This is a genomic window from Rhizobium sp. SRDI969, assembly GCF_025152725.1.
GTDB classification, from domain to species: domain Bacteria; phylum Pseudomonadota; class Alphaproteobacteria; order Rhizobiales; family Rhizobiaceae; genus Rhizobium; species Rhizobium leguminosarum_I.
Map to the genome: position 1 here is coordinate 4,785,701 of NZ_CP104035.1, position 26,534 is coordinate 4,812,234.

A 26,534-nucleotide genomic window follows, 5' to 3' on the forward strand; every position below is an offset into this window, starting at 1 on the left:
TAGGTGTTTATGGCGATGAGCCAAAGTCGTCCGTGCCGCTTGCGGCAATCTGTCAGCTGGCCTGCTCCATGCCCTTGACCGTCACCACCTCCTTCTTTAGGTTTAGAATTATTCTAAAAATTGGAGAGAGTCATGCTGGCGCGGTTTTTCAGATCCCCGAAACGATCTTTCGAGTCGCTGTCCGAGCAGGAGATTCTCGCCCTTGGGATCGCTTCCGAGGAAGACGATGCCCGCATCTATCTCGCTTATGCCGACAGGCTTCGACACGAATTTCCGGCCTCGGCCAAGGTCTTCGAGGACATGGCCGAGGTCGAGGATACCCATCGCAAATCTTTGATCGAGATGCATCGCCAGCGTTTCGGTGAGCGCATTCCGTTGATCCGGCGCGAGCATGTGGAGGGATTCTACGAACGCAAGCCGGACTGGCTCAGGGCAAACCTTTCGCTGGATGCGATGCGCAGGGAAACCGAGGCGATGGAGGAGCAGGCCTATCGCTTCTATGTCGAGGCGGCAAAGCGGACCTCGGACGCTTCGACGCGCCAGCTTCTCGGTGATCTCGCGCTTGCTGAACAAGGGCATGAAGATATCGCCCGTATGCTCGGAGACAAACATACGCCCGAAGACGTCAAGCATGACGAGGACGAGACGGTGCGCCGGCAATTCGTGCTGACCTATGTGCAGCCGGGCCTTGCCGGGCTGATGGACGGCTCGGTCTCGACGCTGGCGCCCATCTTCGCCGCCGCCTTCGCCACGCAGGATACTTGGCAGACCTTCCTCGTCGGCCTTTCAGCCTCCGTCGGCGCCGGCATTTCGATGGGCTTCACCGAGGCCGCCCATGACGACGGCAAGATCTCCGGCAGAGGCTCGCCGGTCAAACGCGGCCTTGCCTGCGGCATCATGACCGCGCTCGGCGGCCTCGGCCATGCACTGCCCTATCTGATCCCGCATTTCTGGACGGCGACCATCACCGCCGCCATCGTCGTCTTCTTCGAGCTCTGGGCCATCGCCTTCATCCAGAACCGCTACATGGAAACCCCCTTCCTGCGCGCCGCCTTCCAGGTGGTGCTCGGCGGCAGCCTGGTGCTCGGCGCCGGTATCCTGATCGGCAATGGGTGAGGAGCGGTCGGGCGAAGCCCGAGCAATCGATCCGATGAATCGATTGCAGCGACGAACGCCCTGAGATCAAGCGAAGGGCCGGGAGACAGTGCGTCATACTCGGCACCAAAAGCGCTCCTTGCCCTTCGCTTGCGCTCAGTGCACTCCCGGCTTCGCCGCTCACCCCCTCATCTGCCTGGCGGCATCTTCTCCCCGCTGGGGAGAAGCGGAGTCGTGGCAGCGCCTCGCTCCCTTGAGACCTTTGCTATCGGAACGACACCCGTGCGTCTTGCTCCCCCTTCTTCCCAGCGGGGAGAAGATGCCCGTAGGGCAGATGAGGGGGGTGAGGAGCGGAAGCGACGAACGCCTTGAGCGCAAGCGAAAGGCAGCCCCCCTGTATAAAGAACCACCCACAAAACAAAAAAAGGCCGGCAAACCGCCGGCCTTTCCACATTCTCTATTGCGACCCTTACCGCAGCGCGCCGACCAGGACGTCGCGGTCGTTTTCGATGGTGACCCAGCGGCCGGCATTGTAGCTCGACTGGCGCTTGACGAAGGAATAGGGCGTACCAAACCACGGCTTGACGTCGAAGGCGAGGTTGTCGAGCACAAAATCGCCCTCGGCGGTGCGCAGCGTCAGCACGGCATGGCCTTCGCCATCCGGCTTGCGCACGACCGTCATCAGCAGATCGGCAGCCGAAAAGCCGCGCTGGATCAGCATGCGGCGCTTCAGCAGCGCGAAATCTTCGCAGTCGCCGGCAGTGGTCGGATAGGCCCAGACCTCATCCTTGCCGTAGATTTCCTTGTCGGTCATCGGCGTGATCGTGCGGTTGACCGTGGCGTTGACCGAACGCACCAGCGACCACTTCTCCGGGTTCATGGCAACCGGGCCTGCGTTGCGGTTTGCGCCGCATTCGCTGCGGTGGATCTGACAGAAATCGTAGTGCCCGATCGGCTGTGAGGTGGCATTGCCTGTCACCATGGAAGCATTTCTGCTGGGGGCTGGTATGGCGGCCGTCGCCATCGCAAACATGGCCATCATGGCCACAAAGATACCCTTGATCCGCACGCCCGCTCTTTCCTTGCATCGCCCTTATTTATTAACAAAGTGTTAATGGAGAGGGCCGGAAAGAGTCAATCGTTACTTCTTGGGAGGACCTTGCGACTCGCCGGTATGGTTAAAATGCAACGGCTTGGGGAGCCTGCATCAGGCGAATTTATCCGCCTCTGCCGTTCAAGCGGGCATCTGCCTATTTGTTGATGAACGGATGATGCCTTTGATGGCACTCAAAAGAAGCGCGATATCGCCGGGGCGGGAAAGGCGGTGATCGCCGTCGCGGACGAAGGTCAGCACCACGTCGTCGGCGGGAAGATGTTCGACCAGTTTCATCGCATGCGCATGCGGCACGTCGGGATCTTTCATGCCTTGGAGGATATGCACCGGGCAGCCGGTTTCGATGATGCCGTCGAGCACCCGGTTCCTTCGGCCGTCCTCGATCAGCGCCCGTGTATAGATGTTCGGTTCCGGGCTATATTGCGAGCGCTCTTCGAAATAGCCGCGTTCGGCAAGCGACTTGCGCTCCTTGGCCTTCAGGTTCGGCTCGATCAGCTCCGAGGTGAAATCGGGTGCCGGCGCGATCAGCACCATCCCTGCGAGCTTTGGGCCTTCGAGCGTTCCGCCGCCCTGTCGCGCAAGTTCCTGCGCCAGCCTGAGCGCGATCCAGCCGCCCATCGACGAGCCGACGAGGATCACCCGGTCGGGCGCGACATGACGGATGACGGCAAGCGCTTCCTCCAGCCAGCGCGAGATCGTGCCGTCGCCGAAGCTGCCTCCGGAAAGTCCGTGGCCGGAATAGTCGAGACGGATGCAGGCGAGCCCAAGCTCCGCCGCCAGCCCGTCGAGTTCCACCGCCTTGGTGCCGCTCATGTCGGAGCGGTAGCCGGACAGCCAGACGAGCGCCGGTGCGCCGTTGCCCGCCTGCGCCGGGCGGACGAGCATGGCGATGTCACGCGCTGCCTCGCCCTCGCCGACCGTCAGGAACTGCGGCTGGGCATTGGACATCTGATCGGACATCGGCGAAACTCCTGTTGTTTTGGTCTATAAAACAGATTCTTGGCAGGCTGACAGCGGGTGATTTTTCCGCTAAAGGATGATATTGACTCCGTTGCAGCGATGACGCGACACGTTTGTGCACCCCTGATTGGGAGCGCGATGCTGCAACGTTCCGAAACAACGCGAGGAGAATACGACCATTCGCAGACCTTTTAAAACCGACGCGCCCGTGAAGGACGGACCGCGCTCGAACCGTGAAATCCGCATTCCCAAAGTTCAGCTGATCGGGGCTGACGGAGAGAATATGGGCGTCGTGCCTACCGACCAGGCCTTGAGAATGGCGGAAGAAGCCGGACTCGATCTCGTCGAAATTTCCCCCAATGTCGAACCGCCTGTGTGCAAGATCCTCGATCTGGGCAAGCTGAAATATGCCAACCAGAAGAAGGCTGCCGAGGCGCGCAAGAAGCAGAAGATCGTCGAAGTCAAAGAAATCAAGATGCGCCCGAACATCGACACCCATGATTACGAGGTGAAGATGAAGGCGATGGGTCGCTTCTTCGACGAAGGCGACAAGGTCAAGGTGACGCTGAAGTTCCGCGGCCGTGAAATGGCCCACCAGGAACTCGGCATGAAGCTTCTGCAGCAGGTCAAGGCCGATACGATCGAGTTCGCCAAGGTCGAAGCCGAACCGAAGCTCGAAGGCCGCCAGATGATGATGGTGCTGGCGCCGAAGTAAGCGCCAGGCAGTTTTTCGCCCAAGGCCGTCCGTAAGGGCGGCTTTTGTGCTTTCTGCCACTGTATTTTGGGAGCAGCGAAGATTCCTCCGCCGCCCCGTTGCACTTTCATGACGCTGCGGTTATAAGCGCGCGTCCGAACTGACCGGCAGGGCATGCCGTGGCAGTTTCGAATGCTTGCGGAACGGTTCGTCGCCAATGCCGTAGATCAACAACAAACGCTCCCGCACCTTGTTGCGACGGCCGGAGAACCGGACTTCGCGAGAAGGGCTTTTTTGATAAAGCGCGCAGGGAGGACAGAAGGAGTAGCAAAATGCCCAAGATGAAGACGAAGTCCTCTGCCAAGAAGCGGTTCAAGATCACCGCAACCGGCAAGGTCAAGGCTGCCGCTGCTGGCAAGCGCCATGGCATGATCAAGCGTACCAACAAGTTCATTCGCGATGCACGTGGCACCATGGTTCTCGCAGAACCGGATGGCCGCAAGGTTATCAAGAATTACCTGCCGAACGGTCTCTGAGACTCGTCCGCGAACGCTAGATTTAAGGAGATCATGATATGGCACGTGTAAAAAGAGGCGTCACCTCTCATGCCAAGCACAAGAAGGTTCTGAAGGCAGCAAAGGGCTTTTACGGCCGCCGCAAGAACACCATCCGTACCGCCAAGGCTGCTGTCGATCGTTCGAAGCAGTACGCCTACCGCGACCGCAAGGTCAACAAGCGCAACTTCCGTGCGCTTTGGATCCAGCGCATCAACGCCGCCGTGCGTGAATTCGGCCTGACCTACGGCCGCTTCATCGACGGCCTGAACAAGGCTGGCATCGAAGTCGACCGCAAGGTTCTCTCCGACATGGCGATCCACGAGCCGGAAGCATTCGGCGCGCTGGTCAGCGCTGCCAAGAAGGCTCTTGAATACCTCAAGGAAGCCGGCACGGCGAACGAGTTTGAAGGCGCGATCAAGTAACTAGCGCTTCCCAAGCTTTTGAATTTATGATTTTGGGAAACCCGCGCTGGTTTGGGCTAGCGCGGGTTTTTCTTTCTTTATATTCCTGGCGCCGGCCGGCGCCGCCTGCCTCCCGATCGCCCGCCTGATACTGGACGGAAAGAAGTGACAATGTCAGATATCGACCAGCTCAACACATCGCTGCTCGCAGAAATCGCCGCTGCCGATGACGAAACGGCGCTGGAAGCCGTGCGTGTTTCCGCCCTTGGCAAGAAGGGCTCCGTCTCCGAACTGTTGAAGACGCTCGGCGCCATGACGCCGGAGGAGCGCCAGAGCAAGGGCGCGGCGATCAACGTTCTGAAGAACGCGGTGACCGAGGCGCTCACCGCCCGTAAGACGACGCTCCGGCAAGCGGCGATCGATGCTCGGCTGAAGGCCGAGACGGTCGATGTCAGCCTGCCGGTGCGCTCGTCGCCGGCCGAGCGCGGCCGTATCCATCCGATCAGCCAGATCGTCGATGAGATCACCGCGATCTTCGCCGACATGGGCTTCTCGATCGCCGAAGGTCCCGACATCGAGACCGATTATTACAATTTCACCGCGCTGAATTTCCCCGAAGGCCATCCGGCCCGCGAGATGCACGACACTTTCTTCTTCAACCCGGATGAGAATGGCGAGCGCAAGGTCCTGCGCACCCATACCTCGCCGGTGCAGGTGCGCACCATGGAGGCGCAGACGCCGCCGATCCGCATCATCATTCCCGGCAAGACCTACCGGCAGGACTCGGACGCCACGCATTCGCCGATGTTCCATCAGGTCGAAGGCCTGGTGGTCGACAAGAAGGCCAATGTCGCCAACCTCCGCTGGGTGCTGGAAGAATTCTGCAAGACCTTCTTCGAGGTCGACAGCGTGACGATGCGTTTTCGCCCGTCCTTCTTCCCCTTCACCGAGCCCTCCTTCGAGGTCGATATCCAGTGCGACCGCTCCGGCCCGATCGTCAAGTTCGGCGAGGGTACCGACTGGATGGAAATCCTCGGCTGCGGCATGGTCCACCCGAACGTGCTGCGCTACGGCGGGCTCGATCCTGACGAATATCAGGGCTTTGCCTGGGGCATGGGCCTCGACCGCATCGCCATGCTGAAATACGGCATGCCCGACCTGCGCGACTTCTTCAACGCCGACGTCCGCTGGATGACGCATTACGGCTTCCGCCCGCTCGACATGCCGACGCTGTTCGGCGGCCTCAGCGCTTGAACGGAGAATTGGGACGATGAAATTCACGCTCTCCTGGCTGAAAGAGCATCTGGAAACGGATGCCGGCCTCGATGAAATCTGCACGCGCCTCACCGAGATCGGGCTGGAGGTCGAGGATGTCGACGACAAGGCGGCCTTCAAGCCCTTCGTTATCGCCAGGGTCGTCTTGGCCGAAAAACACCCGCAGGCCGATCGCCTGAAGGTGCTGATGGTCGATACCGGTTCCGGCGCGCCGGTCCAGGTCGTCTGCGGTGCCCCGAATGCGCGCACCGGTCTCGTCGGCGCCTTCGCAGCGCCCGGAACCTATGTTCCCGGTATCGATGTGACGCTTGCCGTCGGCAATATCCGCGGCGTCGAAAGCCATGGCATGATGTGCTCCGAAAAGGAGCTGCAGATCTCCGACAGTCACGACGGCATTATCGACCTGCCGGACGACGCGCCTGTCGGCACGAGCTATGCCGCCTACGCTCATCTCGATGATCCGGTTATCGAGATCAACCTAACGCCTAACCGGCCGGACTGCACCTCGATCCACGGCATCGCCCGCGATCTCGCCGCCTCCGGTCTCGGCACGCTGAAGACGCGGCCCGCCCCGTCTTTCGCCGTCGAAGGCGAGACGCCGGTGAAGCTGACGCTCGATCTCGACGATCCGAAGCTCTGCCCGGGCTTTGCGCTGCGCCTCGTGCGCGGCGTCCGGAACGGCCCGAGCCCGCGCTGGATGCAGCAGCGGTTGATCGCCATCGGCCTGCGCCCCATCAACGCTCTGGTCGATGTCACCAATTACATGACCTTCGATCAGGGGCGGCCGATCCATGTCTTCGATGCCGCCAAGATCAAAGGCAACCTGACCGTCCGCCGCGCCGCCGAAGGCGAGACGGTGCTGGCGCTCGACCAACGCGAATATAAGCTCTCGCCGAACAACGTCGTCATATCAGATGAAAACGGTATCGAATCGATCGGCGGCATTATGGGCGGAGAACATTCGGGCTGTGACGAGAACACCGTCGACGTGCTGATCGAATCCGCCCTCTGGGATCCGATGAACATCGCCAAGTCAGGCCGTAGTCTGGGCATCATCACCGACGCCCGCTACCGCTTCGAACGCGGCGTCGATCCGGACTATATGATCCCCGGTCTTGAACGCACGACGGAACTGGTGCTGGAACTTTGCGGCGGCAAGGCCGCCAAGGCCGAGATCATCGGCTACAAAGGTTACGAACCGAAGATCGTCGATTTCCCCTATTCGGAGGTCAAGCGCCTGACGGGCCTGGAGGTCTCGAATGAGGAAAGCGACACGATTCTGACGCGTCTTGGCTTCAAGCTCTCCGGTTCCGGCGAGCGCGTCTCCGTCGCCGTTCCCTCCTGGCGTCCCGATGTCGACGGCAAGGCCGATCTCGTCGAAGAGGTCATGCGCATCCACGGCGTCGACAATATTAAGCCGGCGCCGCTCGAAAGCCATGCGGCCGTCAACGGCAAGATCCTGACGACGCTGCAGATCCGCACCCGCCTCGCCAAGCGGGCGCTGGCCGCGCGCGGCATGCTCGAAGCCGTCACCTGGTCCTTCATTCCGGAAGACCAGGCAAAGCTCTTCGGCGGCGGTTCGCCGGCCCTCAAGCTTGCCAACCCGATCGCCGCCGAAATGTCGGATATGCGCCCGTCGCTTCTGCCGGGCCTGCTGACCGCAGCCCAGCGCAATGCCGACAGGGGTTACGGCGATGTCGCGCTCTTCGAGGTCTCCGGCACCTATGAGAATGACAGGCCTGAGGGTCAGCGCCGCGTGGCCGGCGGCATTCGCCGCGGCACGGCCTCGCTTGCCGGCGCCGGTCGCGCCTGGTCGAACGCCGCCAAGGGCGGCGGCAAGCCGGTCGACGTCTTCGACGCCAAGGCCGACGCGCTCGCCGTCATCGAAGCCTGCGGCCTGCCGATGGGCAATATCCAGATCGAGCAGGGCGGGCCGGAATGGTATCATCCCGGCCGCTCCGGCACGATCAAGATGGGGCCGAAGGTCGTGCTCGGTTATTTCGGCGAATTCCATCCGCTGACGCTGGAAGCGCTCGATGTCTCCGGCGCTATCTGCGGCTTCGAGGTCTATGTCGACGCCATGCCGGAGACCAAGCGCAAGGCGACGCGCACCAAGCCGGCGCTCGAACTGTCGCCCTTCCAGGTGGTGCGGCGCGACTTTGCCTTCGTCGTCGACAAAACGGTGGAAGCAGGCGCCATCGTCAAGGCCGCCACCGGCGCCGACCGCAAGCTGGTGACCGGCGTCAATGTCTTCGACATTTTCGAGGGCGCATCGGTTGGCGAGGGCAAGAAGTCGGTGGCGATCGAGGTTCAGATCCAGCCTGTCGAGCGCACGCTGACGGATGAGGATTTCGAAGCGTTGACCCAGAAGATCGTCGCCAGCGTGGCGAAATTCACCGGCGGTGTCCTCAGAAGCTGAGCTTCACCCAACGTAGCCAGATAATGGACCGGCGCGAATAACGGCCGGTCTTTTCACCGATGCAGGTGGTAGAGTTTGCTGACGATCGTCCAGCGGCCGTCGATCTTCAGCAGCGAGAGATAATCGGTAAAGCGCATGCCGGCGAAATCGTCGGTGACCTTGACGCTCGCCGCATCGCCTTCGACATCGACGCTCTGGACGTCCATGTAGGGCTGCGTGCCGGGCGGCGCCGGCTCCTCCTGCAGGATCGCGGCGATGAATTCGTCCCGCGTCAGCCATTCGACCGCGTTTTCGTAATGGCCGATGATCGAGCTTTTCGGATGAAAGGCCTTTTTCAAAGCTGCCTCATTGGCGAAGGCCATGCCTTCGACATAGAGATGAACCGTCTGTTCGACTGCCTGCCTGTCCGACATATTTTCATCCCGTTCTCAGAGATGGCGTTAAATAGTTTCGCCAGCCCCGAAGGCAAGCCCGGCCGGTTGCGCCGACCGGGCTTTTTCAGGTTCAGATGTTCGTCATCGCAAGCGAGGCATCCGAGTAACGTTTCCCGGCCACCTGCCCGGCCGGGATGACCTCTCCAAGCCTCGCGAGTTCCGCCGGGCTCAGCACGATATCGGCGGCAGCGGCGTTCTGTTCGAGATGATGAAGCTTGCGGGCGCCCGGTATCGGCACGATGTCGTCGCCCTGGTTCATCACCCAGGCCAGCGCCAGCTGTGCTGCCGTCACGCCCTTCTCGGCGGCCAGCCGCTCGAGCGTTGCGACGAGGGCGGCATTGGCGTCGAAATTTTCCGCCTGGAAACGCGGCACCTGCCGGCGGAAATCGTCGGGAGCGAGATCGTCCACTTTGCGGATCGCTCCGGTCAGGAAGCCGCGGCCGAGCGGGCTGTAAGGCACGAAGCCGATGCCGAGTTCGCGGCAGGTGGCAAGAACCTCTTCTTCGGGGTCGCGCGTCCAGAGCGAATATTCACTCTGCAGGGCTGCGATCGGATGGACCGCATGCGCGCGACGAATGGTGGCGCTGCCGGCTTCCGAAAGCCCGAGGGCGCGGACTTTCCCTTCCTTCACCAGCTCCGCCATGACGCCGACCGTCTCTTCGATCGGCACGTTGGGATCGACCCGGTGCTGGTAGAAGAGGTCGATGGTCTCGATGCCGAGGCGTTTCAGCGAGGCTTCGGCCACCGCGCGCACATGCTCGGGGCGGCTGTCGACGCCGGTGATGGCGGCAGTACCCGGCTTGCTGGCATCGATCTTGAAGCCGAATTTGGTGGCGATCACCACGCGGTCGCGGAACGGCTTCAGCGCTTTGCCGAGAAGAACCTCGTTGGTAAAGGGACCATAGACTTCGGCGGTGTCGAAGAAGGTCACACCGAGATCGATGGCGCGATGCAGTGTCTTGATCGATTCCGCATCGTCGCTGGCGCCATAGGCAAAGCTCATGCCCATGCAGCCAAGTCCGACGGCCGAGACGGTCAGATCGTTTCCGAGTTTCCGGTTTTTCATGATGTGCTCCTTTGAGCTGATTTTGAGCCGCCAGAGCATGATGCCGAAAAGTGTGAGCGGTTTTCGGACGACATCATGCTCTAACTATTTAATTCAGAACAGGATTCAGATTTTAGGCCGCCCGGCCTGAAATCATTCTGTTCTGAGTGGTTGCGGTACGGGCAGACCATATCGCTGCCGCATCAATCAGAAAATACATGCAGTTTCTAACAGGTTGTTCTATTATTTCGATCAATGAACAGAACACAGCTCTCGCAACTCGCCGTTCTCGCCGCCGTTTCGGAGCATCGCAGCTTCCGGGCCGCGGCGAAGGGACTCCTCGTCGCGCCCTCGGCGGTCAGCCATGCGATATCGAGCCTCGAGGAAAGCCTGGGGGTGCGGCTTCTGGCGCGCACCACCCGCAGCGTCGCGCCGACAGAAGAGGGCCGGCTGCTGCTTGAAAGACTTCGTCCCGCGCTCGATGAGATCGACATTGCCTTGGAGGCCGTCCGAGATACCCGCGCCAAACCGGCCGGAAATCTGCGTATCACCGCGCCGCGCTTCGCCTCCGATCTGCTGCTCGCTCCGCGGCTCGGCGACTTTCTCAACCTCTATCCCGATATCACCCTGGAGATCGCCAATGAGGATGGCTTCACCGATATCGTCAAGGAGGGTTTCGATGCCGGCATCCGGCTGGAGGAGAGCCTGGAGGCTGATATGATCGCGGTCAGAGTCTCGCCCGATCTGACGACGGTGATCGCCGCTTCGCCCGAATATTTCGAGCACCATCCGAAGCCGGAGCATCCGCGCGATCTCGTCCGTCATCGCTGCATCAAGCGGCGCTTCACCAACGGCTCGATCTATCGCTGGGAATTCGAAAAGGACGGGCAGGAACTCGTCGTTTCGGTCGACGGGCCGCTTGTTGTCAGCGAGGATCGGCTTGCCCTGCTTGCGGCGCTGAACGGTGCCGGCCTTGCCTATCTCTTCGACATGCGGGTCAATGCCGAACTGGCGAGCGGCAAGCTTGTGCGGGTGCTGGAGGATTGGTGCCCGCCCTATGCCGGTCCCTTTCTCTATTATCCCACCCGGCGACAGATGCGCCCGGCGCTGCGCGCCTTCATCGATTTCTTCAGATACAGCGGGCAGGATACGGGCGGCCGGTAAGGATTACAGCGCCGCGCGTCCTTTCAGACGCGCAAAGGACGCTGTAACACTTTGAATCCGCGCATCGTGCTTTCCGAAAATCGATTCCGATTTTCGGGCCGATGCGCTGGAACCGGGCCGCCCGTTCTTACTAGGGCGCCTTATGCATCAGGCAGCCTTTGCCTTCTGGTTTGCCGCCGTGGTGGCGAGCTGGGAGAGGGTCTTGTCGGTGGCCGTTTCCTGTTGCAGCGTCTGGTCGAGCAGACCGACGACCTCCTTGAGACCGAGCGTCGCGGCCCAGGTCTTCAGCGTGCCGTAACGGGCGATTTCATAATGCTCGACGGCCTGGGCAGCCGAAATCAGGCCGGCATCGAGGGCCGCCGTGCCCTTAAATTCCTCCATGATGTCCTCGCCCTCGGCGATGATGCCCTGGATCGCCTCGCAGGTCTTGCCCTGGGCGCGTTTATCGATCAGTTCGAAAACCTGCTGCAGGCGCTCGACCTGGCCTTCGGTTTCCTCACGGTGTTTTTCGAAGCCCTTCTTCAGTTCGGGGGATTGGGCGGCCCGCGCCATCTTCGGCAGGGCGCGCAATATCTGCCGTTCGGCAAAGTAGATGTCCTTCAGCGTGTCATAGAAGAGATCTTCCAACGTCTTTTCCTTGGCCATTTTCTCGATCCTTGTTCTGGGGAAAACCGCGAATGCGGCGACACATTAAGAAGAGAAGATCGCGCTAATTGTTCCCGATCGATTTCGGGTGGACTGGAAATCGGTGCCGGGCGATGATTCCTGCCGTCGATGTGGGAGGGTAAAGTCATGCGAAAGCCGAATTCGATGAAGGGTCTGGAGGATCTCGGCCGTGTGCGGCTGTCGCAAAACTTCTTTCTTCGCGATTTCCTGCATTCCGAAATTGCCGATTTCTATCGCATTCCCAATATCCCCGAAGATCCCGATCTGGCGATCGAGGCGGGCAAGAGGCTCTGCGAGGAATTGCTGGAGCCGCTGGAGGCAACGTTCGGGCGCCTGCATATCCGATCCGGCTATCGTTCGCCCGCGGTCAACAGGTTTGGCAACGAGAACAATCTGAACTGTTCGACCAATGCGTCCACATCAGCGCATCACATCTGGGATATGAGGGACTTTGACGGCTGCATGGGTGCTGCCGTCTGCATTGCCGTGCCGTGGATGGTCGACCATTACCACGATGAAAGCGACTGGCAGCGGCTCGCCTGGTGGATTCACGACCACCTGCCTTATGCTTCGCTCTGCTTTTTCCCGAAGCTCTGGGCCTTCAATATCCAATGGCACGAACGGCCGAAACGGGTGATCCAGAGTTATGTCAGCCCGCGCGGCATCCTGACCAAACCCGGCATGGCCAATTGGGAGGGCGATCACACTGCCTTTTACGAGGGATTTCCTACGCTCAAAAGGTGATGCGATAGCGGATATGGCCGTCGCTCTCGACATAGCTGTCATAGAGCGCACGCGCGGTTCTGTTCTGCTCGCTGGTATGCCAGTAGAGCCGCGACCAGCCCTTGGCTTTGCAGGTCGAAACGAGATCGTCCATCAGTGCCCGCCCGACGCCCTTGCCGCGCGCATCGGCATCGACGAACAGGTCTTCGAGATAGCAGTCCCTGCCGCGGATCCACGTGCCCTCATGCGTGAGATAGAGCGCAAAACCCATGATCCGGCCATCGACCTCGGCGACGCGCATCGCAATCGCCGACGCCGGATCGAAGACCCGGCGCCACGTGGAATCACTGATATCGGCATCGACCGTAACTTCGTAAAAGGCGAGGTAGGCGGCCCAAAGCTCGCGCCAGCGGGCTTCATCTTCGGGGCGGGCATCGCGTATCGTCACGGTCATGGCATCTCTTTCTTTCAGGCGCCGGCTTCGTCGAGCAGCGCCATCGCGTCATCGGAAAGCGCAAGTGTCGCCGATTTCGTCAGGCTTTCAAGCTGCGAAAGGCTGGTTGCACTGGCAATCGGCGCCGTGACGCCCTTCTTGCGCAGCAGCCAGGCGAGCGAAATTTCTGCGGGCGCTGCACCGGTCTCGGCCGAAACCTTGTCGAGGGCGGCCAGAATGCGCAGGCCTTTATCATCGAGATATTTCGAAACCCGGCCCTCGCGTGCGCGGCCTTCCGTATCGGCCTTGCTGCGGTATTTGCCGGTGAGGAAGCCGGCGGCAAGGCTGAAATAGGTGATGACGCCGATGTCTTCTTCGACGCAGAGATCGGCAAGCGGCCCCTCGAAGCTCGAGCGCTCGTAGAGATTATATTCCGGCTGCAGCACATCGTAACGCGGCAGGCCGGCCCTCTCGGCAGCGTCGAAGGATGCCTGAAGCAGTTTCGCATCATAGTTCGAGCAGCCGATGGCGCGGATCTTGCCCTGCTGCTTCAGCTTGGCAAAGGCCCCGAGCGTTTCCTCATGCGGCGTATCTTCATCCGGCCAGTGCGAGAGATAGAGGTCGATATAATCCGTCTGCAGCCGGCGCAACGAATCCTCGACCGCCTTCAGGATATAGGTCTCCTTCAGCGTCTTTCCCTGTCCCATGTCGGAGCCGACTTTGGTGACGATAACGGCCTTGTCGCGGGAGATCTTTGCCTGGCTTAGCCAGCGCCCGATGATCTCTTCGGAATCGCCGCCCTTGTTGCCCGGGACCCAGGAGGAATAGACATCGGCCGTATCGATCGTGTTCAGGCCCGCGTCGAAGAAGGCGTCGAGAATGGCGAAGGATGTTTTTTCGTCGGCCGTCCAGCCGAAGACATTGCCGCCGATGACGATCGGCGCGACCGATAGACCTGTTTTTCCAAGCCGGCGCATTTCCATGACGCTCTCCAGAAGTGTGAATAAATTGAAATCGCGGATACGGCAGAACGCCGCCCTGACCAACTTAGTGCGATCCGCGCATCCGGGAAGGCAAACTTCCGTGATTTCATGTCCCGCCATTGCGCCGCAGCTAGGGCCTGAATATGGTTCGCGGAAATCAGTTCGGGAGGCTTGGATCATGTTGCGTTTCGGTATCATTTCAACGGCGAAGATCGGTCGCGACAATGTCGTTCCGGCGATCCAGGATGCGGAAAATTGTGTCGTCACGGCGATTGCCAGCCGCGATCTCAACCGCGCAAGGGAGATGGCCGACCGCTTCTCGGTACCGCATGCCTTCGGCTCCTATGAGGAGATGCTAGCCTCCGACCTCATCGACGCCGTCTACATCCCGCTGCCGACCTCGCAGCATATCGAATGGTCGATCAAGGCGGCGGATGCCGGCAAGCACGTGCTCTGCGAGAAGCCGTTGGCGCTGAAGGCAGACGATATCGACGACGTGATCGCCGCCCGCGACCGCAACCGGGTGGTGGTCAGCGAAGCCTATATGATCACCTATTCCCCGGTCTGGCAGAAAGTGCGCTCGTTGATCGACGAGGGCGCCATCGGTTCGCTCCGGCATGTGCAGGGCGCCTTCACCTATTTCAACCGCGACCCCGCCAACATGCGCAACGTCCCCGAGCTCGGCGGCGGCGGCCTTCCCGATATCGGCGTCTATCCCGTCATGGGTACGCGTTTTTCCACCGGCAAGGAGCCGCTCTGGATCCAGGCGATCACCGAGCGCGACGCGGATTTCGGCACGGATATCTATTCGAGCGTCAAGGCCGATTTCGGCGATTTCGAGCTGAGCTTCTATATCTCGACGCAGATGGCCAACCGCCAGGTCATGGTTTTTCACGGCACCGAAGGTTACATCGAGGTCAAGTCGCCGTTCAACGCCAATCGCTGGGGACCTGAGGAGATCGAGCTTGCCGACCGCAGCCACACTCAATCGCGCATCTTCCGCTTCCAGGACAGCCGCCAGTACAAGCGGCAGGTCGAGGCTTTTGCCAGAGCGGTGAAGAACGGCAAGGAAGAGATCGTCACGCTCGAAAATTCGAAGCTGAACCAGAAGGTGATCGATGCGATCTACCGGGCCAGCGAGAAGGACGGCTGGGAAGCAGTCTAGCGCATAAACCCGAAAATCGGAATCGATTTTCGGAAAGGATTATGCGCCACTTCAGAGGGTTAGAGCGTCCTTAGCGCGTCCTATTGGACGCGCGGCGCTCTACTCACTCGGCGCGGAAGACGAAGCGCGAATAGCCGAAGAAGCTGAAGATCATCGAGGCGACGCTGGCGATCACCATGGCCGCCAGCGGCTGAAGCGCCGGCAGCGACAGCAGAAGCGCGGAATAGAGCCCGTAATTGACGAGCGCTGCCGTCACCCCGACCGAGCCATAGCGGAAGCCTTCGGCGGCCAGCGAACGGCCGGTGCGATCGAAGGTGAAGCTCCGGTTGAAAGCCCAGGTTGCCGCCATGGCGAAGGCGATTGCGAAGAGCCGCGCCAGAAACGGCCCGAGCGGTGTCAGATGGAGGAGCGCCGACAGGATGCCGGCATCGACGAGGAAGCCGATGCCGCCGGCAATGGCGAAGCGGATGAGCTTTCTCATGCCGCATCCGCCTTGCCGGGAGGCGCGCGCGATACCGGGCCTGCGTCGCTGAGCGGTGCCTTCAACGCGCTCGGCCTTTCCAGGCCCATATAATGGATACGGAGTTGTTCGGCGCGGGCGCGTGCGACGGAATCCAGGATGACGCCGGCGGTGAACAGCATGAAGGAGATCATCATCAGCGCCGTCGACAGCACCCAGGTCGGCATGCGGCTGACGAGTCCCGTTTCGAAATATTCCGCCAGCACCGGCGCCATGAAACCGAGGCTCGCCAGCATGAAGGTGGCGCTGATCGCGCTGAAGAAGGCGAAGGGCCGGGTTTCCTTCATCAGCATCGCGAACATCCAGAGGATCTTGGCGCCGTCGCGGAATGTCGAAAGCTTGGAATGCGAGCCTTCCGGCCGGCGGCCGTAGTCGAGCTCCAGCTCGCTGACCGGCAGCTTCAGCCGCGAGGCATGCACAGACATCTCGGTTTCGATCTCGAAGCCGCCCGATACCGCCGGGAAGCTCTTGACGAAGCGGCGCGAAAACGCGCGGTAGCCGGAAAAGATATCGGTGAAATCGGGGCCGAAGATCATCCGGTAAAGCAGGTTGAAAAGCCGGTTGCCGAGCGCATGGCCCTGACGGCCGGCATCGGCGTGCACACCGCGCCTGGTGCCAACCACCATGTCGGCGCGCTCGGTCAGCAGCGTGCGCACCAGTTCCTCGGCATCACCAGGCGCGTAGGTGCCGTCGCCGTCGGCGATGATGTAGATGTCGGCGTCGATATCGGCGAACATCCGGCGCACGACATGGCCCTTGCCCTGACGCCGCTCGCGCACGACATGCGCGCCGGCAAGCATTGCCTGCAGCGCGGTGCCGTCGGTGGAATTATTGTCGTAGACATGGATCGCAGCATCGGGCAGCGTCGCCCGAAAACCCTGAACGACAGCGCCGATCGTCGCCGCTTCATTATAGCAGGGAAGCAGAACGGCAATATTCCAATTGTCGGTGCGCGATCGGGCCATGACTCTACTCGTTACACTTGAAAGCCGCGCTCAGCCTAAATCATGCGCCGTTAATAAGACCCTATGACGCAGGCAAAATCAGCGGCTGCCACAAACGGCTTTACACTTTCTTGATCGGCGGCGGCTAAGCTTCGCCATCCGGAAACGAACCGCTAACCACGATGAACGCTGTGCAGCCGATCTCCCAAGCATCATCCGCAATCGACGCCTCTCGGGTCGGGCTACGCGACCTGCTGACGCGTCTCTGGCCTGTTGTCATCGCCTATAGCGTCATCCTTGCCGCCGCCATCCTCATCACCAAGCTTTCCGGTGCCACCGATTACGTCGGCCCCGACAATGACGACGGAATGCGTCTCGTCGAAGTTCGCGATTTTCTGACCGGGCAGGGCTGGTTCGACCTGATGCAATACCGTCTCGGCCTCGACGGCGGCACGCTGATGCACTGGTCACGACTGATCGATCTGCCGATTGCCTCGCTAATCTGGTTCTTCAGCCTGTTTGTACCGCATGAGACGGCAGAGGCGCTGGCGCTCGGCGTCTGGCCGGTATCGCTCATCCTGCCCGCCATGCTCGCCATGGCGGTTGCCGGTCGGCGCATCGGCGGCGTTGCCGCCATGCACATCAGTCTCGGCTTGACCGGTCTTGCGATCTACACCGGAAACCGTTTCGCGCCGGGCGCCATCGATCATCACAACGCGCAGCTGGCGTTGGTCGCGACGATGATCGCGATGCTGCTGGATCCCGAGCGTCGCGCCTGGAGCTATGTGGTCGCCGGCATCGCGGCAGCCATCGCCATCGCCATCGGCGCCGAGACGACCCCCTTCGTCGCCGCCGTCTGCCTGACCATCGCCCTGCTCTGGGCATGGGAGGGCGAAGATTTTGCTGCCGCCGCCAAGGCCTTCGGGCTGGCGCTGGCGATTGCGATCAGCATTCTCTTCTTCGCAACGGTGCCGCCTCGGCTTTATTCGGTGGTCACCTGCGACAATCTCTCGCTCGGCTACTACAGCCTGGCGGCGATCGGCGGCGGGTTGCTGTTGTTTTCGGCGGTTTTCGCGAGCCGCCTGCGCCGGCCCTTGCGCTTTGCCGCACTCGCCGTCGTCGGCGCCGGTGTTCTCGGTCAGGCGATCGTGATCGCACCGCAGTGCCTGAGCGATCCGCTGGCCGGTCTCGATCCGATGTTGGTCGAACTCTGGCTGAGGAATGTTTCGGAAGCGCAGTCGGTTTTCGTTCTCGGGCGCACTGATCCCTTCTCGATCGGTGGCTTCTATGCGGCCGGCTGGTTCGGCATCGCCGTCTGCATCTTCCGCGTCATCAAGCGTGACCGCGTGCAGATCCACCTGATCCTGCTCTTCCTGCTGATGACGAGCTGGGCAATCGCGCTGGTCCAGGTGCGCGGTTCCACCTTCTCGAATCTGATCTCCATCCTGCCGCTTGCCCTGCTGATCATCGATATCAAGCGCATCTCAAACATCGACAGCGAGAATGTCGCAGCCGCCTTCGTCTATATCGTGACCGTGCTCGCAAGCGTTCCGGCCGCCTGGGCCGTCGGTGGGGGGCTTATCTCGTTGCAGATGGAGAATGCTGCGCAGAAGAAGGCGGCGAAGCCGGCAAAGGAAATTTCCTGCACATCGCAAGCGGCGCTGGCGCCGCTCGCCGGGCTGCCGGCCGGACTGATCTCCGCTCCGTCGGAAATGGGCGTGTCGATCCTGCGCTTCACGCAGAACCGGGTTCTCTCCGCGCCCTATCATCGCAATCAGGGCGGCATGCTGACGGAACTGCATATCGGCATGGCGGAGCCGCAGGAGGCGGAAGCCTTCCTGAAGGGGACCGGGGTGACGGTGCTGGCCTTCTGCCCCGGCGACCTGCAGACGCGCGAGATCGCCAAGCTGAAGCCGGACGGGCTCTATGCTGAGCTCGGCAAGGGCAATATTCCGCCCTATCTGGAACCGCTTCCGAAGGCGGCGGACGTGGGCGTGCAGTTCTTTCGCTATCGGCCGGCGACGAACTGACGCGGGCAAATTTCAAGACGGAATAAAGCATGTCGCGCAAAACTATGCCGCGGTTGGGCGATAAAGGCATGCGTTGGAGATGAGGACCTAAAGCGCGAGGAGCGATCAGAAAGATCGCGACGCGCTTTCAGTGTGTAGCACGCGTGGCGCGGCGAAGGCGCTGATTGGCGTAGAGCCCGAGCACGAAGAGCATGAGGCCGCCATTATAGCCGAGCACGGCATAGACGAATGCGACAATAGACACCGGCCCGGGCGAGGTTATCGCCGCCAGCGCGAATGTCATTCCGATCAGCGCCGCGACCAACGCGATCACGCCTGCCGAACGCATCTGCCCGGCGCTGACGCCCAATGCTGCTGCTGTGAGAATAATCATTTCAGCACCTTCCCAGTGATAACGAGGGGAAGCATAGGAAGGGCCAACTAACAAAGATTTACCGGCGGTCCTCGCCGAAAAGCCTTTGTATTGCGGTGGTTAGCAATCCCTTTCGGGTAAAACGCATATTCTAACTATCCGTTCCGCAACAAAACATATTTACTCGATTTTGTTGTTATTCGCGCGGCTGCAACGAGTGCATGTGCAGGATCCCGGGAGATGAGCATGCTTGATGCAATGACGACGAACCCCTCGCGCGACCGATCTCAATGGCCGGGAAAACCGATCCCAATTCCAGTGCCGATCTTTCCGTTTGCCGCCGTTGGACATAGAAAGAGGGATGAGCAACGTCTTCGACGGCGATTCGCCGACCAACCTCGCCGAATATTCTGTTTCGGAACTTTCCGGCTCGATCAAGCGCACCGTCGAAACCGCCTTCGACCAGGTTCGCGTACGCGGCGAAATATCTGGCTATCGTGGGCCGCACTCCTCAGGCCATGCCTATTTCGCGCTGAAGGACGATCGCGCCCGCATCGACGCCGTCATCTGGAAGGGCACCTTCTCGCGGCTGAAGTTCCGTCCGGAAGAGGGCATGGAAGTCATCGCCACCGGCAAGGTCACCACCTTTCCGGGCTCTTCGAAATATCAGATCGTCATAGAGACGCTGGAGCCGGCCGGCGCCGGCGCGCTGATGGCGCTGATCGAGGAGCGCAAGCGCAAGCTCGGCGCCGAGGGCCTGTTCGATGCGACCCGCAAGAAGCGGCTGCCCTTCATGCCCGGCGTGATCGGCGTCGTCACCTCGCCGACCGGCGCCGTGATCCGCGATATTCTTCACCGCATCTCCGATCGTTTTCCGGTGCATGTCCTCGTCTGGCCGGTGAAGGTGCAGGGCGAGGGGTCCGGCGAGGAGGTGGCAAACGCCATCCGCGGCTTCAACGCGCTGGAACCTTCAGGCGCTATCCCGCGTCCGGATGTGCTGATCGTCGCACGCGGCGGCGGCAGCCTGGAAGATCTCTGGAGCTTCAACGACGAAATCGTCGTGCGTGCCGCCGCCGAAAGCGAAATACCGCTGATCTCGGCCGTCGGGCACGAAACCGACTGGACGCTGATCGACTATGCCGCCGATATCCGTGCTCCAACGCCGACCGGGGCCGCGGAAATGGCGGTGCCTGTCAAGGCGGAACTGGAGGCGCAGACGGCTGCTCTTGCCGCGCGCCTGCAGGGCTGCATGAACCGGCAGATGGATCAGCGCCGCCAGTCGGTGCGTGCCCTGATGCGGGCATTGCCGTCGCTCGATCAGCTTCTCGCCTTGCCGCGCCGCCGTTTCGACGAGGCGGCAGCCGGCCTCGGCCGCGGGCTGGAGCTGAACACCATCAACAAGCGCCGCGGCTTCGAGCGCGTCGCCGCGCATCTGCGTCCTGATGTGCTGTCCAATCGCATCGCCGAGCGCCGCCAGACGCTGAACGAGCGGATAGTGCGGGCCGAGCGCATGGTCGAGCGGCTGTTCGACCGCTCGAAATCGCGCGTCGACCGCGCCGAGGCAATTCTCTCGTCGCTGCCTGCCCGGCTGAAGACCCAGACCGACCGCGGTCGCGAACGCCTTGGCAATCTTTCGCGCCATGCCGATACGGCAATCCGCCACCAGCTGACCCGGGCGCGCGCCGAGCTTTCCGCGCAGGATCGCGTGCTGCAGTCGCTTTCCTATAAGAATGTGCTGAAGCGCGGCTACGCCGTCATTCGCGATGAGGATAACAGGCCGGTCTCGCAGGCTGCTCACCTCTCCGCCGGCATGGGCATCGCCATCGAATTCGCCGACGGCCGTGTCGGCGCCTTGACCACGGAAGGCGGCACGCCGCCGGCCGGTGCCAAGAAGCGCAGCGCAAAACCCGCCGAACCGCCGAAGCAGGGAAGCCTGTTCTGACGATGCGAATCCTGCTGGTGCTTGCCCATCCGTTGCCGGAAAGCTTTGCCGCCTCGGTGGCGCGCGCGGCCCGCGAAGCACTGGAAGCCTCCGGCCATGTTGTCGATCTGCTCGATCTCTATGCCGAGAATTTCGATCCACGCCTTTCGAAGGCTGAGCGCGGCGGCTATTTCGACTTGCCTTATGACACGTCAGCCGTAGCCGATATCGTTGCTCGCTTGAAGGCGGCCGATGGTCTGATCTTCGTCTTTCCGCAATGGTGGTTCAATTTTCCGGCGATCCTGAAGGGTTTCTTCGACCGTGTTTTCGCCCCCGGCGTTGCCTTCAGCCATGATGCCGGCGGCGGTCGTATCGTGCCGCAACTGACCCATATCAGGCTGCTCTATGCGCTGACGACGACAGGCTCGCCCTGGTGGCTGGTACGTCTCTATATGGGCGATCCGGTGCGCCGGCTCTTGAAGCGCGGCATCGCTGCCTTCTGCTCGAAGGGATTGAATTTCCGCATGCTCAGCCTGCACGACATGGACCGGGCCACGGATGCAAAGCGCAGGGCGCATCTCGATCGCGTGCGTAAGCTGCTATCGGCAATTCGATAGGCGCTATTCGAAGTCAGCAAGAAACTTGCGCAGCAGCCTGTCGAGCTCCGCCTTGTCGGCGGCGCTCAGATTTTTCGACAGCCGGTGCTGATTGGCGACATGCGCATCGACGGCGGTCTCCACCGTCGCAAGCCCTTTCTCCGTCAGCGCGATGAGCACGCTCCTGCGATCCTCCGGATTGAGGATACGTTCGACGTAGCCCGCCTTCTCCAGCTGGTCGATGCGGTTCGTCATCGTGCCGGAGCTGACCATGGTCATCTCCAGGAGCTCCCCCGGCGAAAGCCGGTGGGGCGCGCCGGCGCGGCGAAGCGTCGCCAGCACGTCGAAGGCGGAGGATGAAAGCCCCTGCTGCGTGAGCACGGCTTCCACCTCGCGGCCGAGATGCGTACTCAGGCGTTTCAGGCGCCCGAGGATGCCCATCGGTTCGACGTCGAGATCCGGCCGCTCCCGTCGCCATTGCGCCAGGATCTTGTCGACATGGTCCAACTTGCGGTCTCCGCTCATGCTCCATCGATATCATTCATTATCTTGACGTCAAGATAAGAAGGTGTAGGATGAGTTTATCTTGAAATAGAGATTCTTGATGTGAAGACAAATTCACGCTATGTCGCCGATCTTATGGCAACCGCGCTCGCACCCGCCATCTGGGGAAGCACCTATATCGTCACCACCGCTTTCCTGCCGGCCGGATATCCGCTGACGGTGGCGATGCTGCGCGCCCTGCCGGCCGGTTTGCTGCTTCTCTTCCTGGTCAGAAAGTTGCCTTTCGGCATCTGGTGGGGAAGGACTTTCGTTCTCGGCGCGCTGAACTTCTCGTTTTTCTGGGCGATGCTCTTCGTCTCGGCCTACAGGCTGCCAGGTGGCGTTGCCGCAACGGTCGGCGCGGTGCAGCCGCTGATCGTCATCGCTTTGTCGCGGCTTTTTCTCGGCAAGCCGATCCGGCCGCTTGCCGTGCTGGCCGGTCTCGCCGGCATGGCCGGCGTCGGATTGCTGGTGCTGACGCCGAAGGCGGGGCTCGATCCGATAGGTGTCGCTGCCGGTCTCGCCGGCGCCGTCTCGATGGCCTTCGGCACGGTGCTGACGCGGCGCTGGGCGCCGCCGGTCTCAAACCTCACCTTCACCGCTTGGCAATTGACGGCGGGCGGCATGCTGCTGGTGCCTTTCGCCCTTTTCCTCGAACCGACGCCGCCGATCCCGACCGCTGCAAACATCGCCGGCATCGCCTATCTCGGGCTGATCGGCGCAGCCTTTACCTATCTGCTCTGGTTTCGCGGCTTGTCACGCATCGAGCCCTCGGCGGTCGCCTCGCTCGGCTTTCTGAGCCCGCTGGTCGCGACAATGCTCGGCTGGCTGGCGCTCGGCCAGAGCCTGACGCCGGCGCAGATCGGCGGTTTCGCCATGGTGCTTGCCAGTGTCTGGTTCAGTCAGCACATAATGAAGCCGCTCAGGCCCATTCGCCCTGCCGCATCACCGGAACCCGTGAACCATCCGGCTTGATGCCGTCGATATCGACCTTATCGGAGCCGATCATCCAGTCGATATGGATCAGGCTGGAATTGCCGCCCTGCGCCTTGATCTGCTCCTGGCTCAGTGTCGCGCCATCGAGGAAACACTTGGAATAGCACTGGCCGAGCGCGATGTGGCACGAGGCGTTTTCGTCGAACAGCGTGTTGTAGAACAGGATGCCGCTGGCCGAGATCGGTGAGGAATGCGGCACGAGCGCCACTTCGCCGAGCCGGCGCGCGCCCTCGTCGGTATCGAGCACCTTGTTCAAGACCTCTTCGCCGCGCGAGGCCTTGGCCTCGACAATGCGCCCGCCCTCGAAGCGCACCTGGATATTGTCGATCAGCGTGCCCTGATGCGAAAGCGGTTTGGTGCTCGAAACATGGCCTTCGACGCGCAGCGCATGCGGCGTGGTGAAGACTTCCTCGGTCGGGATATTCGGATTGCAGGTGATGCCGTTCTTGGCGGTGGAAGCGCCGCCATGCCATTCGTGCCCGTCGGCAAGGCCGATCGTCAGGTCGGTGCCCGGTCCCTTGAAATGCAGCGAGGCGAAGCGCTCGCGGTTCAGCCAGGCGCTGCGCTTGGCAAGATTACCATTGTGCTCGGCCCAGGCGGCGACCGGATCGCTGACATCGACGCGCGAGGCGGCAAAGATCGCCTTGGCAAGCTTGGCAATGGCGATCGGTTCCGGATCGTCGGGGAAAACCACCTTGGCCCAGGACGGGTTCGGATAGGAGACGATGTTCCAGTTGATGTCGAAATTCGAGATCTTCTCCAGCGCCGGCTTGTAGGCGGTGGAGTTGGCGCGATTGGCGCGGCCGACTTTGCCGGCATCCTGCTCGGACAGCAGCATCGGATTGTCGCCGGCAACCGCAAGACGGGCCGCCCCGTTGGTATAGGCCTTGGCCATGCCCTCGTAGAGCCAGCCGGAGGCGCGGTCGAAGCTCCCGTCGCTGCCGTACTGATAGCGCGCCAGCGTCGTTTCCTCATCGGAATAGAAGGCGGAGACCAGTCCGGCGCCGGCCAGATAGGCATGTTTGGTGATCAGGCGAACCAGCGGCAGCGCTACGACAGGCGCGGTGATCACCAGGTCCTGACCTTTTTGCAACTGAAGGCCGACCTTGACGGCAACTTCCGCAAGCTTTTCCAGCTTGACGGGATCAACGGCGTTCTGGCTCTGGGGCATGAAAGTCATCGTTCAACCTGCCTTCTGTCATCGACGGTGTGAGGCTGGAAGACTTAGACCCGTTTGCGGCGAAAATGAAGCGCGCCGCTGCCGAATTGCAGCGGCCGGATTATATGTCCGGCCGCTCGCGGGGCTTTAAGCTGCGGCAGGCAACCTGAGCAGGATCGAGTTATGCTTGTCGAGGAATCCCATCAGCCGCTGCGGGTAGTCTTCGCCAACGGCGGCCTGGACGCTCGCCCGCTCGGAGAGCGCCTTGCGCCAGCGCGTCACCCGCTCAAGCCCTTCGAAGATGCCGCTGGCGCCAAGCGTGTCGAAGACATCGAAATACCGAAAGACCGGTGCAAAGACAGCGTCGACGAGGCTGAAGTCGTTGCCGGCGAAATACGGCCAGCCCGTCAGCACCTTCTCGAGCGTTGCGAATTTGGCGATGAGCGCCGTGCGCTTGGCCTCCAACTGCGCGGTATCCTGCGCCGTCTCGTAACCCCAGAGATCGGAAAGCACGGACGAACCGAATTCCATCCAGCCGCGGTGACGGGCACGCGTCAGCGCGTCCTTGGGATGCAGCGCCACACCTGGCTGTGTTTCCTCCAGATATTCGCAGATGACGCTGCTTTCGAACAGCACCGCCTCGCTGCCATCCTCCTCCTCGATCCGCAGCAGCGGCACCTTGCCGAGCGGCGAGATCTTCAGGAACCAGTCGGGCTTGTCGGCAAGATCGATACTGATGCGCTCGAAGGGCACACCCTTTTCAAGCAGCGCGATCGCGGCGCGTTGCACATAGGGGCAGAGATGATGGCTGACGAGGGTAAGTTTACTCATGGCGGTCTCCACTTTACGGCGATAGATGCAAATACATCTAATATCGCTTGCGGCGGAATTCAAGATAGATGTAATTGCATTTATGTTTGAAAAACCGTCGAATCCGAGCGAAGCGGTCACCTCTGCCTGGACGAGCATCATGCGCGCCCGCGAGCGGCTGCTCGCTGCCATCGAAGCCGACCTGAAAACGGCCGGCATGCCGCCTCTTGCCTGGTATGACGTGCTGTGGGAATTGGCGCGCTCGCAAGACGGCAAGCTGCGCCCCTACGAGATCGAGGAGCGGACATTGCTGGCCCAGTATAATCTTTCTCGCCTGCTCGACCGGCTGGAAAAAGAGGGCCTGGTCCGGCGCGAGGTCTTCGCCAAGGATGGACGCGGCCGCTGGGTGGTGATGACGGATGCCGGCCGAAAGCTTCGCGAGCGCATGTGGACCGTCTATGCCAGATCGATCGAGACCCATATCGGCTGCAAGCTTGCTGAAAACGAGGCGAAGGCGATCGCCGGCCTGCTCGACCGCTTCCTCTAGATTCAACAGCATGATTCGTCCGAAAAGCGCTTACGCTTTTCGGCATCATCCTCCGATCAGGCAATCAGCGGCGCGGCGACAGCCTTCAGCGCCTTCAATGCATCCCTCGGATCGAGCCGCACCTGCAGGCCGCGCTGCCCGCCATTGATATAGACGAGCGGTTCGCCAAGGGCTGCTTCCTCGATCGCCGTCGGCACGGTCTTCTTCTGGCCGAAAGGGCTGATGCCGCCGACATGATAGCCCGTCAGCCGTTCGGCATCCGCAGGCTTCATCATGCTGGCCGATTTGCCGTGAAAGGCGCTCGCCAGCTTCTTCATGCTGACCTCGCGGTCCGACGGTACGACGACGCAGACCGGTTTGCCGTCCACCTCCGCCATCAGCGTCTTCAGCACTCGATGCGGCGCCTCGCCGAGCGCTTCGGCCGCCTGCAGCCCGACACGCTCGGCATTGGGGTCGTAGTCATAGGTATGGATCGTGAAGGCGATGCCCGCCTGCGAAAGAACCTGTGTCGCGCGCGTGGTCTTGGACATCTCTTTCCCTCGTGAGTTCACCCGGTCGCCTGTCAGCCGCCGAATGCACCGGCGTAAATCTCCGGCTTGAAGCCGATCAGCAATTTCCCCTTCGCCTCCAGCACCGGCCGCTTGATCATCGACGGCTGGTCGAGCATCAGGGCGATCGCTTTCTCCCGGGTCAGGTTCTCGCGCTCCGCATCGGGCAATTTGCGGAAGGTGGTGCCGGCGCGGTTGAGCACGGTGTCGAGCCCGGCCTGGTCGATCCAGGCTTCGAGATGGGTGCGGTCGATGCCCAGCGCCTTGTAATCATGAAACTCATAGGCGACGCGGTGTTCTTCCAGCCAGCTGCGCGCCTTCTTCATCGTGTCGCAATTCTTGATGCCATAGATGGTGACGGCCATGCCCGATCGATCTCCCTGTGATGGCGCGAGATAACATGCACGAGGGCCGGCGCAAACGCCGTGCGACGTTTTATC

General features: G+C 61.5%; 28 protein-coding genes and 1 pseudogene. 14 read left to right on the forward strand and 15 right to left on the reverse strand.

All coding sequences use genetic code 11. The annotated features are described in order from the left end of the window. The first annotated feature begins 132 nt into the window (after nt 1-132). A complete protein-coding gene (gene mbfA / locus N2A41_RS23560; protein ID WP_170257533.1) occupies nt 133-1,116 on the forward strand; it encodes an iron exporter MbfA in 984 nt (327 codons plus the stop codon). 448 nt (nt 1,117-1,564) lie between these two features. Here the strand turns inward: mbfA and N2A41_RS23565 are convergent, their stop codons facing one another. Together N2A41_RS23565 and N2A41_RS23570 are read right to left on the reverse strand one after the other, a co-directional pair. Continuing rightward, on the reverse strand, nt 1,565-2,164 hold the full coding sequence (locus N2A41_RS23565; RefSeq protein WP_260109850.1) for a transglutaminase-like cysteine peptidase: 600 nt from the start codon (nt 2,162-2,164) through the stop codon (nt 1,565-1,567). A gap of 165 nt (nt 2,165-2,329) precedes the next feature. After that, a complete protein-coding gene (locus tag N2A41_RS23570; RefSeq protein ID WP_260109851.1) occupies nt 2,330-3,169 on the reverse strand; it encodes an alpha/beta hydrolase in 840 nt (279 codons plus the stop codon). Between the two features lie 178 nt (nt 3,170-3,347). On the opposite strand from N2A41_RS23570, the gene infC reads away from it, so the two are divergent. The 5 genes from infC (at nt 3,348) to pheT (ending at nt 8,515) form a co-directional block, all read left to right on the forward strand. Beyond that, nucleotides 3,348-3,884, forward strand: a complete 537-nt coding sequence (gene infC / locus N2A41_RS23575; RefSeq protein ID WP_075225634.1) for a translation initiation factor IF-3 — start codon at nt 3,348-3,350, stop codon at nt 3,882-3,884. Between the two features lie 311 nt (nt 3,885-4,195). Further along, nucleotides 4,196-4,399 (forward strand): 50S ribosomal protein L35, encoded by a 204-nt coding sequence (gene rpmI, locus N2A41_RS23580; protein ID WP_003570998.1) that lies wholly within the window; start codon nt 4,196-4,198, stop codon nt 4,397-4,399. A 38-nt stretch (nt 4,400-4,437) separates the two neighbouring features. Next, nucleotides 4,438-4,842, forward strand: a complete 405-nt coding sequence (gene rplT, locus N2A41_RS23585; RefSeq protein ID WP_017966587.1) for a 50S ribosomal protein L20 — start codon at nt 4,438-4,440, stop codon at nt 4,840-4,842. Between the two features lie 150 nt (nt 4,843-4,992). Continuing rightward, complete coding sequence (gene pheS / locus N2A41_RS23590) at nt 4,993-6,075, forward strand: phenylalanine--tRNA ligase subunit alpha (protein ID WP_024322278.1); 1,083 nt, start codon at nt 4,993-4,995, stop codon at nt 6,073-6,075. Nucleotides 6,076-6,091: 16 nt separating this feature from the next. Then, on the forward strand, nt 6,092-8,515 hold the full coding sequence (pheT, locus tag N2A41_RS23595; RefSeq protein ID WP_260109852.1) for a phenylalanine--tRNA ligase subunit beta: 2,424 nt from the start codon (nt 6,092-6,094) through the stop codon (nt 8,513-8,515). A 53-nt stretch (nt 8,516-8,568) separates the two neighbouring features. Here pheT and N2A41_RS23600 read toward each other — a convergent pair whose 3' ends face one another. Further along, complete coding sequence (locus N2A41_RS23600) at nt 8,569-8,928, reverse strand: nuclear transport factor 2 family protein (protein ID WP_260109853.1); 360 nt, start codon at nt 8,926-8,928, stop codon at nt 8,569-8,571. A 91-nt stretch (nt 8,929-9,019) separates the two neighbouring features. Further along, entirely contained in the window at nt 9,020-10,015 is a 996-nt protein-coding gene (locus N2A41_RS23605) for an aldo/keto reductase (RefSeq protein WP_260109854.1), read from the reverse strand. Between the two features lie 234 nt (nt 10,016-10,249). Here N2A41_RS23605 and N2A41_RS23610 point away from each other — a divergent pair, with 234 nt between their 5' ends. Continuing rightward, nucleotides 10,250-11,158, forward strand: a complete 909-nt coding sequence (locus N2A41_RS23610; RefSeq protein WP_260109855.1) for a LysR family transcriptional regulator — start codon at nt 10,250-10,252, stop codon at nt 11,156-11,158. A gap of 147 nt (nt 11,159-11,305) precedes the next feature. Here the strand turns inward: N2A41_RS23610 and N2A41_RS23615 are convergent, their stop codons facing one another. Next, nucleotides 11,306-11,803, reverse strand: coding sequence for a YciE/YciF ferroxidase family protein (locus N2A41_RS23615; RefSeq protein ID WP_222385593.1), 498 nt, complete (start codon nt 11,801-11,803; stop codon nt 11,306-11,308). Nucleotides 11,804-11,916: 113 nt separating this feature from the next. On the opposite strand from N2A41_RS23615, the pseudogene N2A41_RS23620 reads away from it, so the two are divergent. After that, nucleotides 11,917-12,568: pseudogene (locus N2A41_RS23620) on the forward strand (hypothetical protein). On the opposite strand, the gene N2A41_RS23625 reads toward N2A41_RS23620, so the two are convergent. Beyond that, nucleotides 12,558-13,001, reverse strand: a complete 444-nt coding sequence (locus tag N2A41_RS23625) for a GNAT family N-acetyltransferase (RefSeq protein WP_260109857.1) — start codon at nt 12,999-13,001, stop codon at nt 12,558-12,560. The pseudogene N2A41_RS23620 and the gene N2A41_RS23625 sit on opposite strands and share 11 nt — an antisense overlap. A 14-nt stretch (nt 13,002-13,015) precedes the next feature. Next, complete coding sequence (locus N2A41_RS23630; RefSeq protein ID WP_260109858.1) at nt 13,016-13,963, reverse strand: aldo/keto reductase; 948 nt, start codon at nt 13,961-13,963, stop codon at nt 13,016-13,018. A gap of 178 nt (nt 13,964-14,141) precedes the next feature. On the opposite strand from N2A41_RS23630, the gene N2A41_RS23635 reads away from it, so the two are divergent. Then, the gene (locus N2A41_RS23635) at nt 14,142-15,128 is read left to right on the forward strand and encodes a Gfo/Idh/MocA family protein (RefSeq protein ID WP_170260315.1); all 987 of its coding nucleotides are present in this window, start codon (nt 14,142-14,144) and stop codon (nt 15,126-15,128) included. 103 nt (nt 15,129-15,231) lie between these two features. On the opposite strand, the gene N2A41_RS23640 is transcribed toward N2A41_RS23635, so the two are convergent. Further along, nucleotides 15,232-15,609, reverse strand: coding sequence for a GtrA family protein (locus N2A41_RS23640; RefSeq protein WP_170257332.1), 378 nt, complete (start codon nt 15,607-15,609; stop codon nt 15,232-15,234). Then, a complete protein-coding gene (locus N2A41_RS23645; protein ID WP_260109859.1) occupies nt 15,606-16,613 on the reverse strand; it encodes a glycosyltransferase in 1,008 nt (335 codons plus the stop codon). Before N2A41_RS23645 ends, N2A41_RS23640 begins: the two co-directional genes overlap by 4 nt. Before the next feature lie 161 nt (nt 16,614-16,774). Between N2A41_RS23645 and N2A41_RS23650 the strand changes: the two genes are divergently transcribed. Beyond that, entirely contained in the window at nt 16,775-18,622 is a 1,848-nt protein-coding gene (locus N2A41_RS23650) for a hypothetical protein (RefSeq protein WP_260109860.1), read from the forward strand. 127 nt (nt 18,623-18,749) lie between these two features. On the opposite strand, the gene N2A41_RS23655 is transcribed toward N2A41_RS23650, so the two are convergent. After that, entirely contained in the window at nt 18,750-18,995 is a 246-nt protein-coding gene (locus N2A41_RS23655) for a hypothetical protein (RefSeq protein ID WP_017966601.1), read from the reverse strand. Nucleotides 18,996-19,335: 340 nt separating this feature from the next. Between N2A41_RS23655 and xseA the strand changes: the two genes are divergently transcribed. Together xseA and N2A41_RS23665 are read left to right on the forward strand one after the other, a co-directional pair. After that, nucleotides 19,336-20,916: an exodeoxyribonuclease VII large subunit gene (gene xseA / locus N2A41_RS23660; RefSeq protein WP_260109861.1), complete on the forward strand. Its 1,581-nt coding sequence runs from the start codon at nt 19,336-19,338 to the stop codon at nt 20,914-20,916. Between the two features lie 2 nt (nt 20,917-20,918). After that, complete coding sequence (locus N2A41_RS23665) at nt 20,919-21,512, forward strand: NAD(P)H-dependent oxidoreductase (protein WP_260109862.1); 594 nt, start codon at nt 20,919-20,921, stop codon at nt 21,510-21,512. Nucleotides 21,513-21,515: 3 nt separating this feature from the next. Here the strand turns inward: N2A41_RS23665 and N2A41_RS23670 are convergent, their stop codons facing one another. After that, the gene (locus N2A41_RS23670) at nt 21,516-22,016 is read right to left on the reverse strand and encodes a MarR family winged helix-turn-helix transcriptional regulator (RefSeq protein WP_017966604.1); all 501 of its coding nucleotides are present in this window, start codon (nt 22,014-22,016) and stop codon (nt 21,516-21,518) included. A gap of 81 nt (nt 22,017-22,097) precedes the next feature. Between N2A41_RS23670 and N2A41_RS23675 the strand changes: the two genes are divergently transcribed. Further along, nucleotides 22,098-23,009 (forward strand): EamA family transporter, encoded by a 912-nt coding sequence (locus N2A41_RS23675; protein ID WP_260109863.1) that lies wholly within the window; start codon nt 22,098-22,100, stop codon nt 23,007-23,009. Here the strand turns inward: N2A41_RS23675 and N2A41_RS23680 are convergent. After that, the gene (locus N2A41_RS23680) at nt 22,957-24,210 is read right to left on the reverse strand and encodes an aminopeptidase (RefSeq protein WP_260109864.1); all 1,254 of its coding nucleotides are present in this window, start codon (nt 24,208-24,210) and stop codon (nt 22,957-22,959) included. The two genes, N2A41_RS23675 and N2A41_RS23680, sit on opposite strands and share 53 nt — an antisense overlap. A gap of 126 nt (nt 24,211-24,336) precedes the next feature. Continuing rightward, on the reverse strand, nt 24,337-25,020 hold the full coding sequence (locus tag N2A41_RS23685) for a glutathione S-transferase family protein (RefSeq protein WP_260109865.1): 684 nt from the start codon (nt 25,018-25,020) through the stop codon (nt 24,337-24,339). 82 nt (nt 25,021-25,102) lie between these two features. On the opposite strand from N2A41_RS23685, the gene N2A41_RS23690 reads away from it, so the two are divergent. Beyond that, nucleotides 25,103-25,546, forward strand: coding sequence for a MarR family winged helix-turn-helix transcriptional regulator (locus N2A41_RS23690; RefSeq protein ID WP_260109866.1), 444 nt, complete (start codon nt 25,103-25,105; stop codon nt 25,544-25,546). Between the two features lie 56 nt (nt 25,547-25,602). Here the strand turns inward: N2A41_RS23690 and ybaK are convergent, their stop codons facing one another. Then, nucleotides 25,603-26,076: a Cys-tRNA(Pro) deacylase gene (ybaK, locus tag N2A41_RS23695; protein WP_222385578.1), complete on the reverse strand. Its 474-nt coding sequence runs from the start codon at nt 26,074-26,076 to the stop codon at nt 25,603-25,605. A 32-nt stretch (nt 26,077-26,108) separates the two neighbouring features. Beyond that, nucleotides 26,109-26,459 carry an ArsC family reductase gene (locus N2A41_RS23700; RefSeq protein ID WP_222385577.1) on the reverse strand — a complete coding sequence of 117 codons (351 nt, stop codon included), beginning with the start codon at nt 26,457-26,459 and terminating at the stop codon, nt 26,109-26,111. Between the last annotated feature and the right edge of the window lie 75 nt (nt 26,460-26,534).

Excerpts from the sequence above, each read along its gene's own strand:
- N2A41_RS23700 (WP_222385577.1), bottom strand. The coding sequence starts at position 26,459 with ATGGCCGTCACCATCTATGGCATCAAGAATTGCGACACGATGAAGAAG.
- N2A41_RS23670 (WP_017966604.1), bottom strand. The coding sequence starts at position 22,016 with ATGAGCGGAGACCGCAAGTTGGACCATGTCGACAAGATCCTGGCGCAA.
- xseA (WP_260109861.1), top strand. The coding sequence starts at position 19,336 with ATGAGCAACGTCTTCGACGGCGATTCGCCGACCAACCTCGCCGAATAT.
- pheS (WP_024322278.1), top strand. The coding sequence starts at position 4,993 with ATGTCAGATATCGACCAGCTCAACACATCGCTGCTCGCAGAAATCGCC.
- N2A41_RS23645 (WP_260109859.1), bottom strand. The coding sequence starts at position 16,613 with ATGGCCCGATCGCGCACCGACAATTGGAATATTGCCGTTCTGCTTCCC.
- N2A41_RS23665 (WP_260109862.1), top strand. The coding sequence starts at position 20,919 with ATGCGAATCCTGCTGGTGCTTGCCCATCCGTTGCCGGAAAGCTTTGCC.
- N2A41_RS23625 (WP_260109857.1), bottom strand. The coding sequence starts at position 13,001 with ATGACCGTGACGATACGCGATGCCCGCCCCGAAGATGAAGCCCGCTGG.
- mbfA (WP_170257533.1), top strand. The coding sequence starts at position 133 with ATGCTGGCGCGGTTTTTCAGATCCCCGAAACGATCTTTCGAGTCGCTG.
- ybaK (WP_222385578.1), bottom strand. The coding sequence starts at position 26,076 with ATGTCCAAGACCACGCGCGCGACACAGGTTCTTTCGCAGGCGGGCATC.
- N2A41_RS23615 (WP_222385593.1), bottom strand. The coding sequence starts at position 11,803 with ATGGCCAAGGAAAAGACGTTGGAAGATCTCTTCTATGACACGCTGAAG.
- N2A41_RS23680 (WP_260109864.1), bottom strand. The coding sequence starts at position 24,210 with ATGACTTTCATGCCCCAGAGCCAGAACGCCGTTGATCCCGTCAAGCTG.
- N2A41_RS23600 (WP_260109853.1), bottom strand. The coding sequence starts at position 8,928 with ATGTCGGACAGGCAGGCAGTCGAACAGACGGTTCATCTCTATGTCGAA.
- pheT (WP_260109852.1), top strand. The coding sequence starts at position 6,092 with ATGAAATTCACGCTCTCCTGGCTGAAAGAGCATCTGGAAACGGATGCC.
- N2A41_RS23640 (WP_170257332.1), bottom strand. The coding sequence starts at position 15,609 with ATGAGAAAGCTCATCCGCTTCGCCATTGCCGGCGGCATCGGCTTCCTC.
- N2A41_RS23685 (WP_260109865.1), bottom strand. The coding sequence starts at position 25,020 with ATGAGTAAACTTACCCTCGTCAGCCATCATCTCTGCCCCTATGTGCAA.
- N2A41_RS23610 (WP_260109855.1), top strand. The coding sequence starts at position 10,250 with ATGAACAGAACACAGCTCTCGCAACTCGCCGTTCTCGCCGCCGTTTCG.
- N2A41_RS23650 (WP_260109860.1), top strand. The coding sequence starts at position 16,775 with ATGAACGCTGTGCAGCCGATCTCCCAAGCATCATCCGCAATCGACGCC.
- N2A41_RS23605 (WP_260109854.1), bottom strand. The coding sequence starts at position 10,015 with ATGAAAAACCGGAAACTCGGAAACGATCTGACCGTCTCGGCCGTCGGA.
- N2A41_RS23655 (WP_017966601.1), bottom strand. The coding sequence starts at position 18,995 with ATGATTATTCTCACAGCAGCAGCATTGGGCGTCAGCGCCGGGCAGATG.
- rplT (WP_017966587.1), top strand. The coding sequence starts at position 4,438 with ATGGCACGTGTAAAAAGAGGCGTCACCTCTCATGCCAAGCACAAGAAG.
- rpmI (WP_003570998.1), top strand. The coding sequence starts at position 4,196 with ATGCCCAAGATGAAGACGAAGTCCTCTGCCAAGAAGCGGTTCAAGATC.
- N2A41_RS23635 (WP_170260315.1), top strand. The coding sequence starts at position 14,142 with ATGTTGCGTTTCGGTATCATTTCAACGGCGAAGATCGGTCGCGACAAT.
- N2A41_RS23630 (WP_260109858.1), bottom strand. The coding sequence starts at position 13,963 with ATGGAAATGCGCCGGCTTGGAAAAACAGGTCTATCGGTCGCGCCGATC.
- N2A41_RS23570 (WP_260109851.1), bottom strand. The coding sequence starts at position 3,169 with ATGTCCGATCAGATGTCCAATGCCCAGCCGCAGTTCCTGACGGTCGGC.
- N2A41_RS23690 (WP_260109866.1), top strand. The coding sequence starts at position 25,103 with ATGTTTGAAAAACCGTCGAATCCGAGCGAAGCGGTCACCTCTGCCTGG.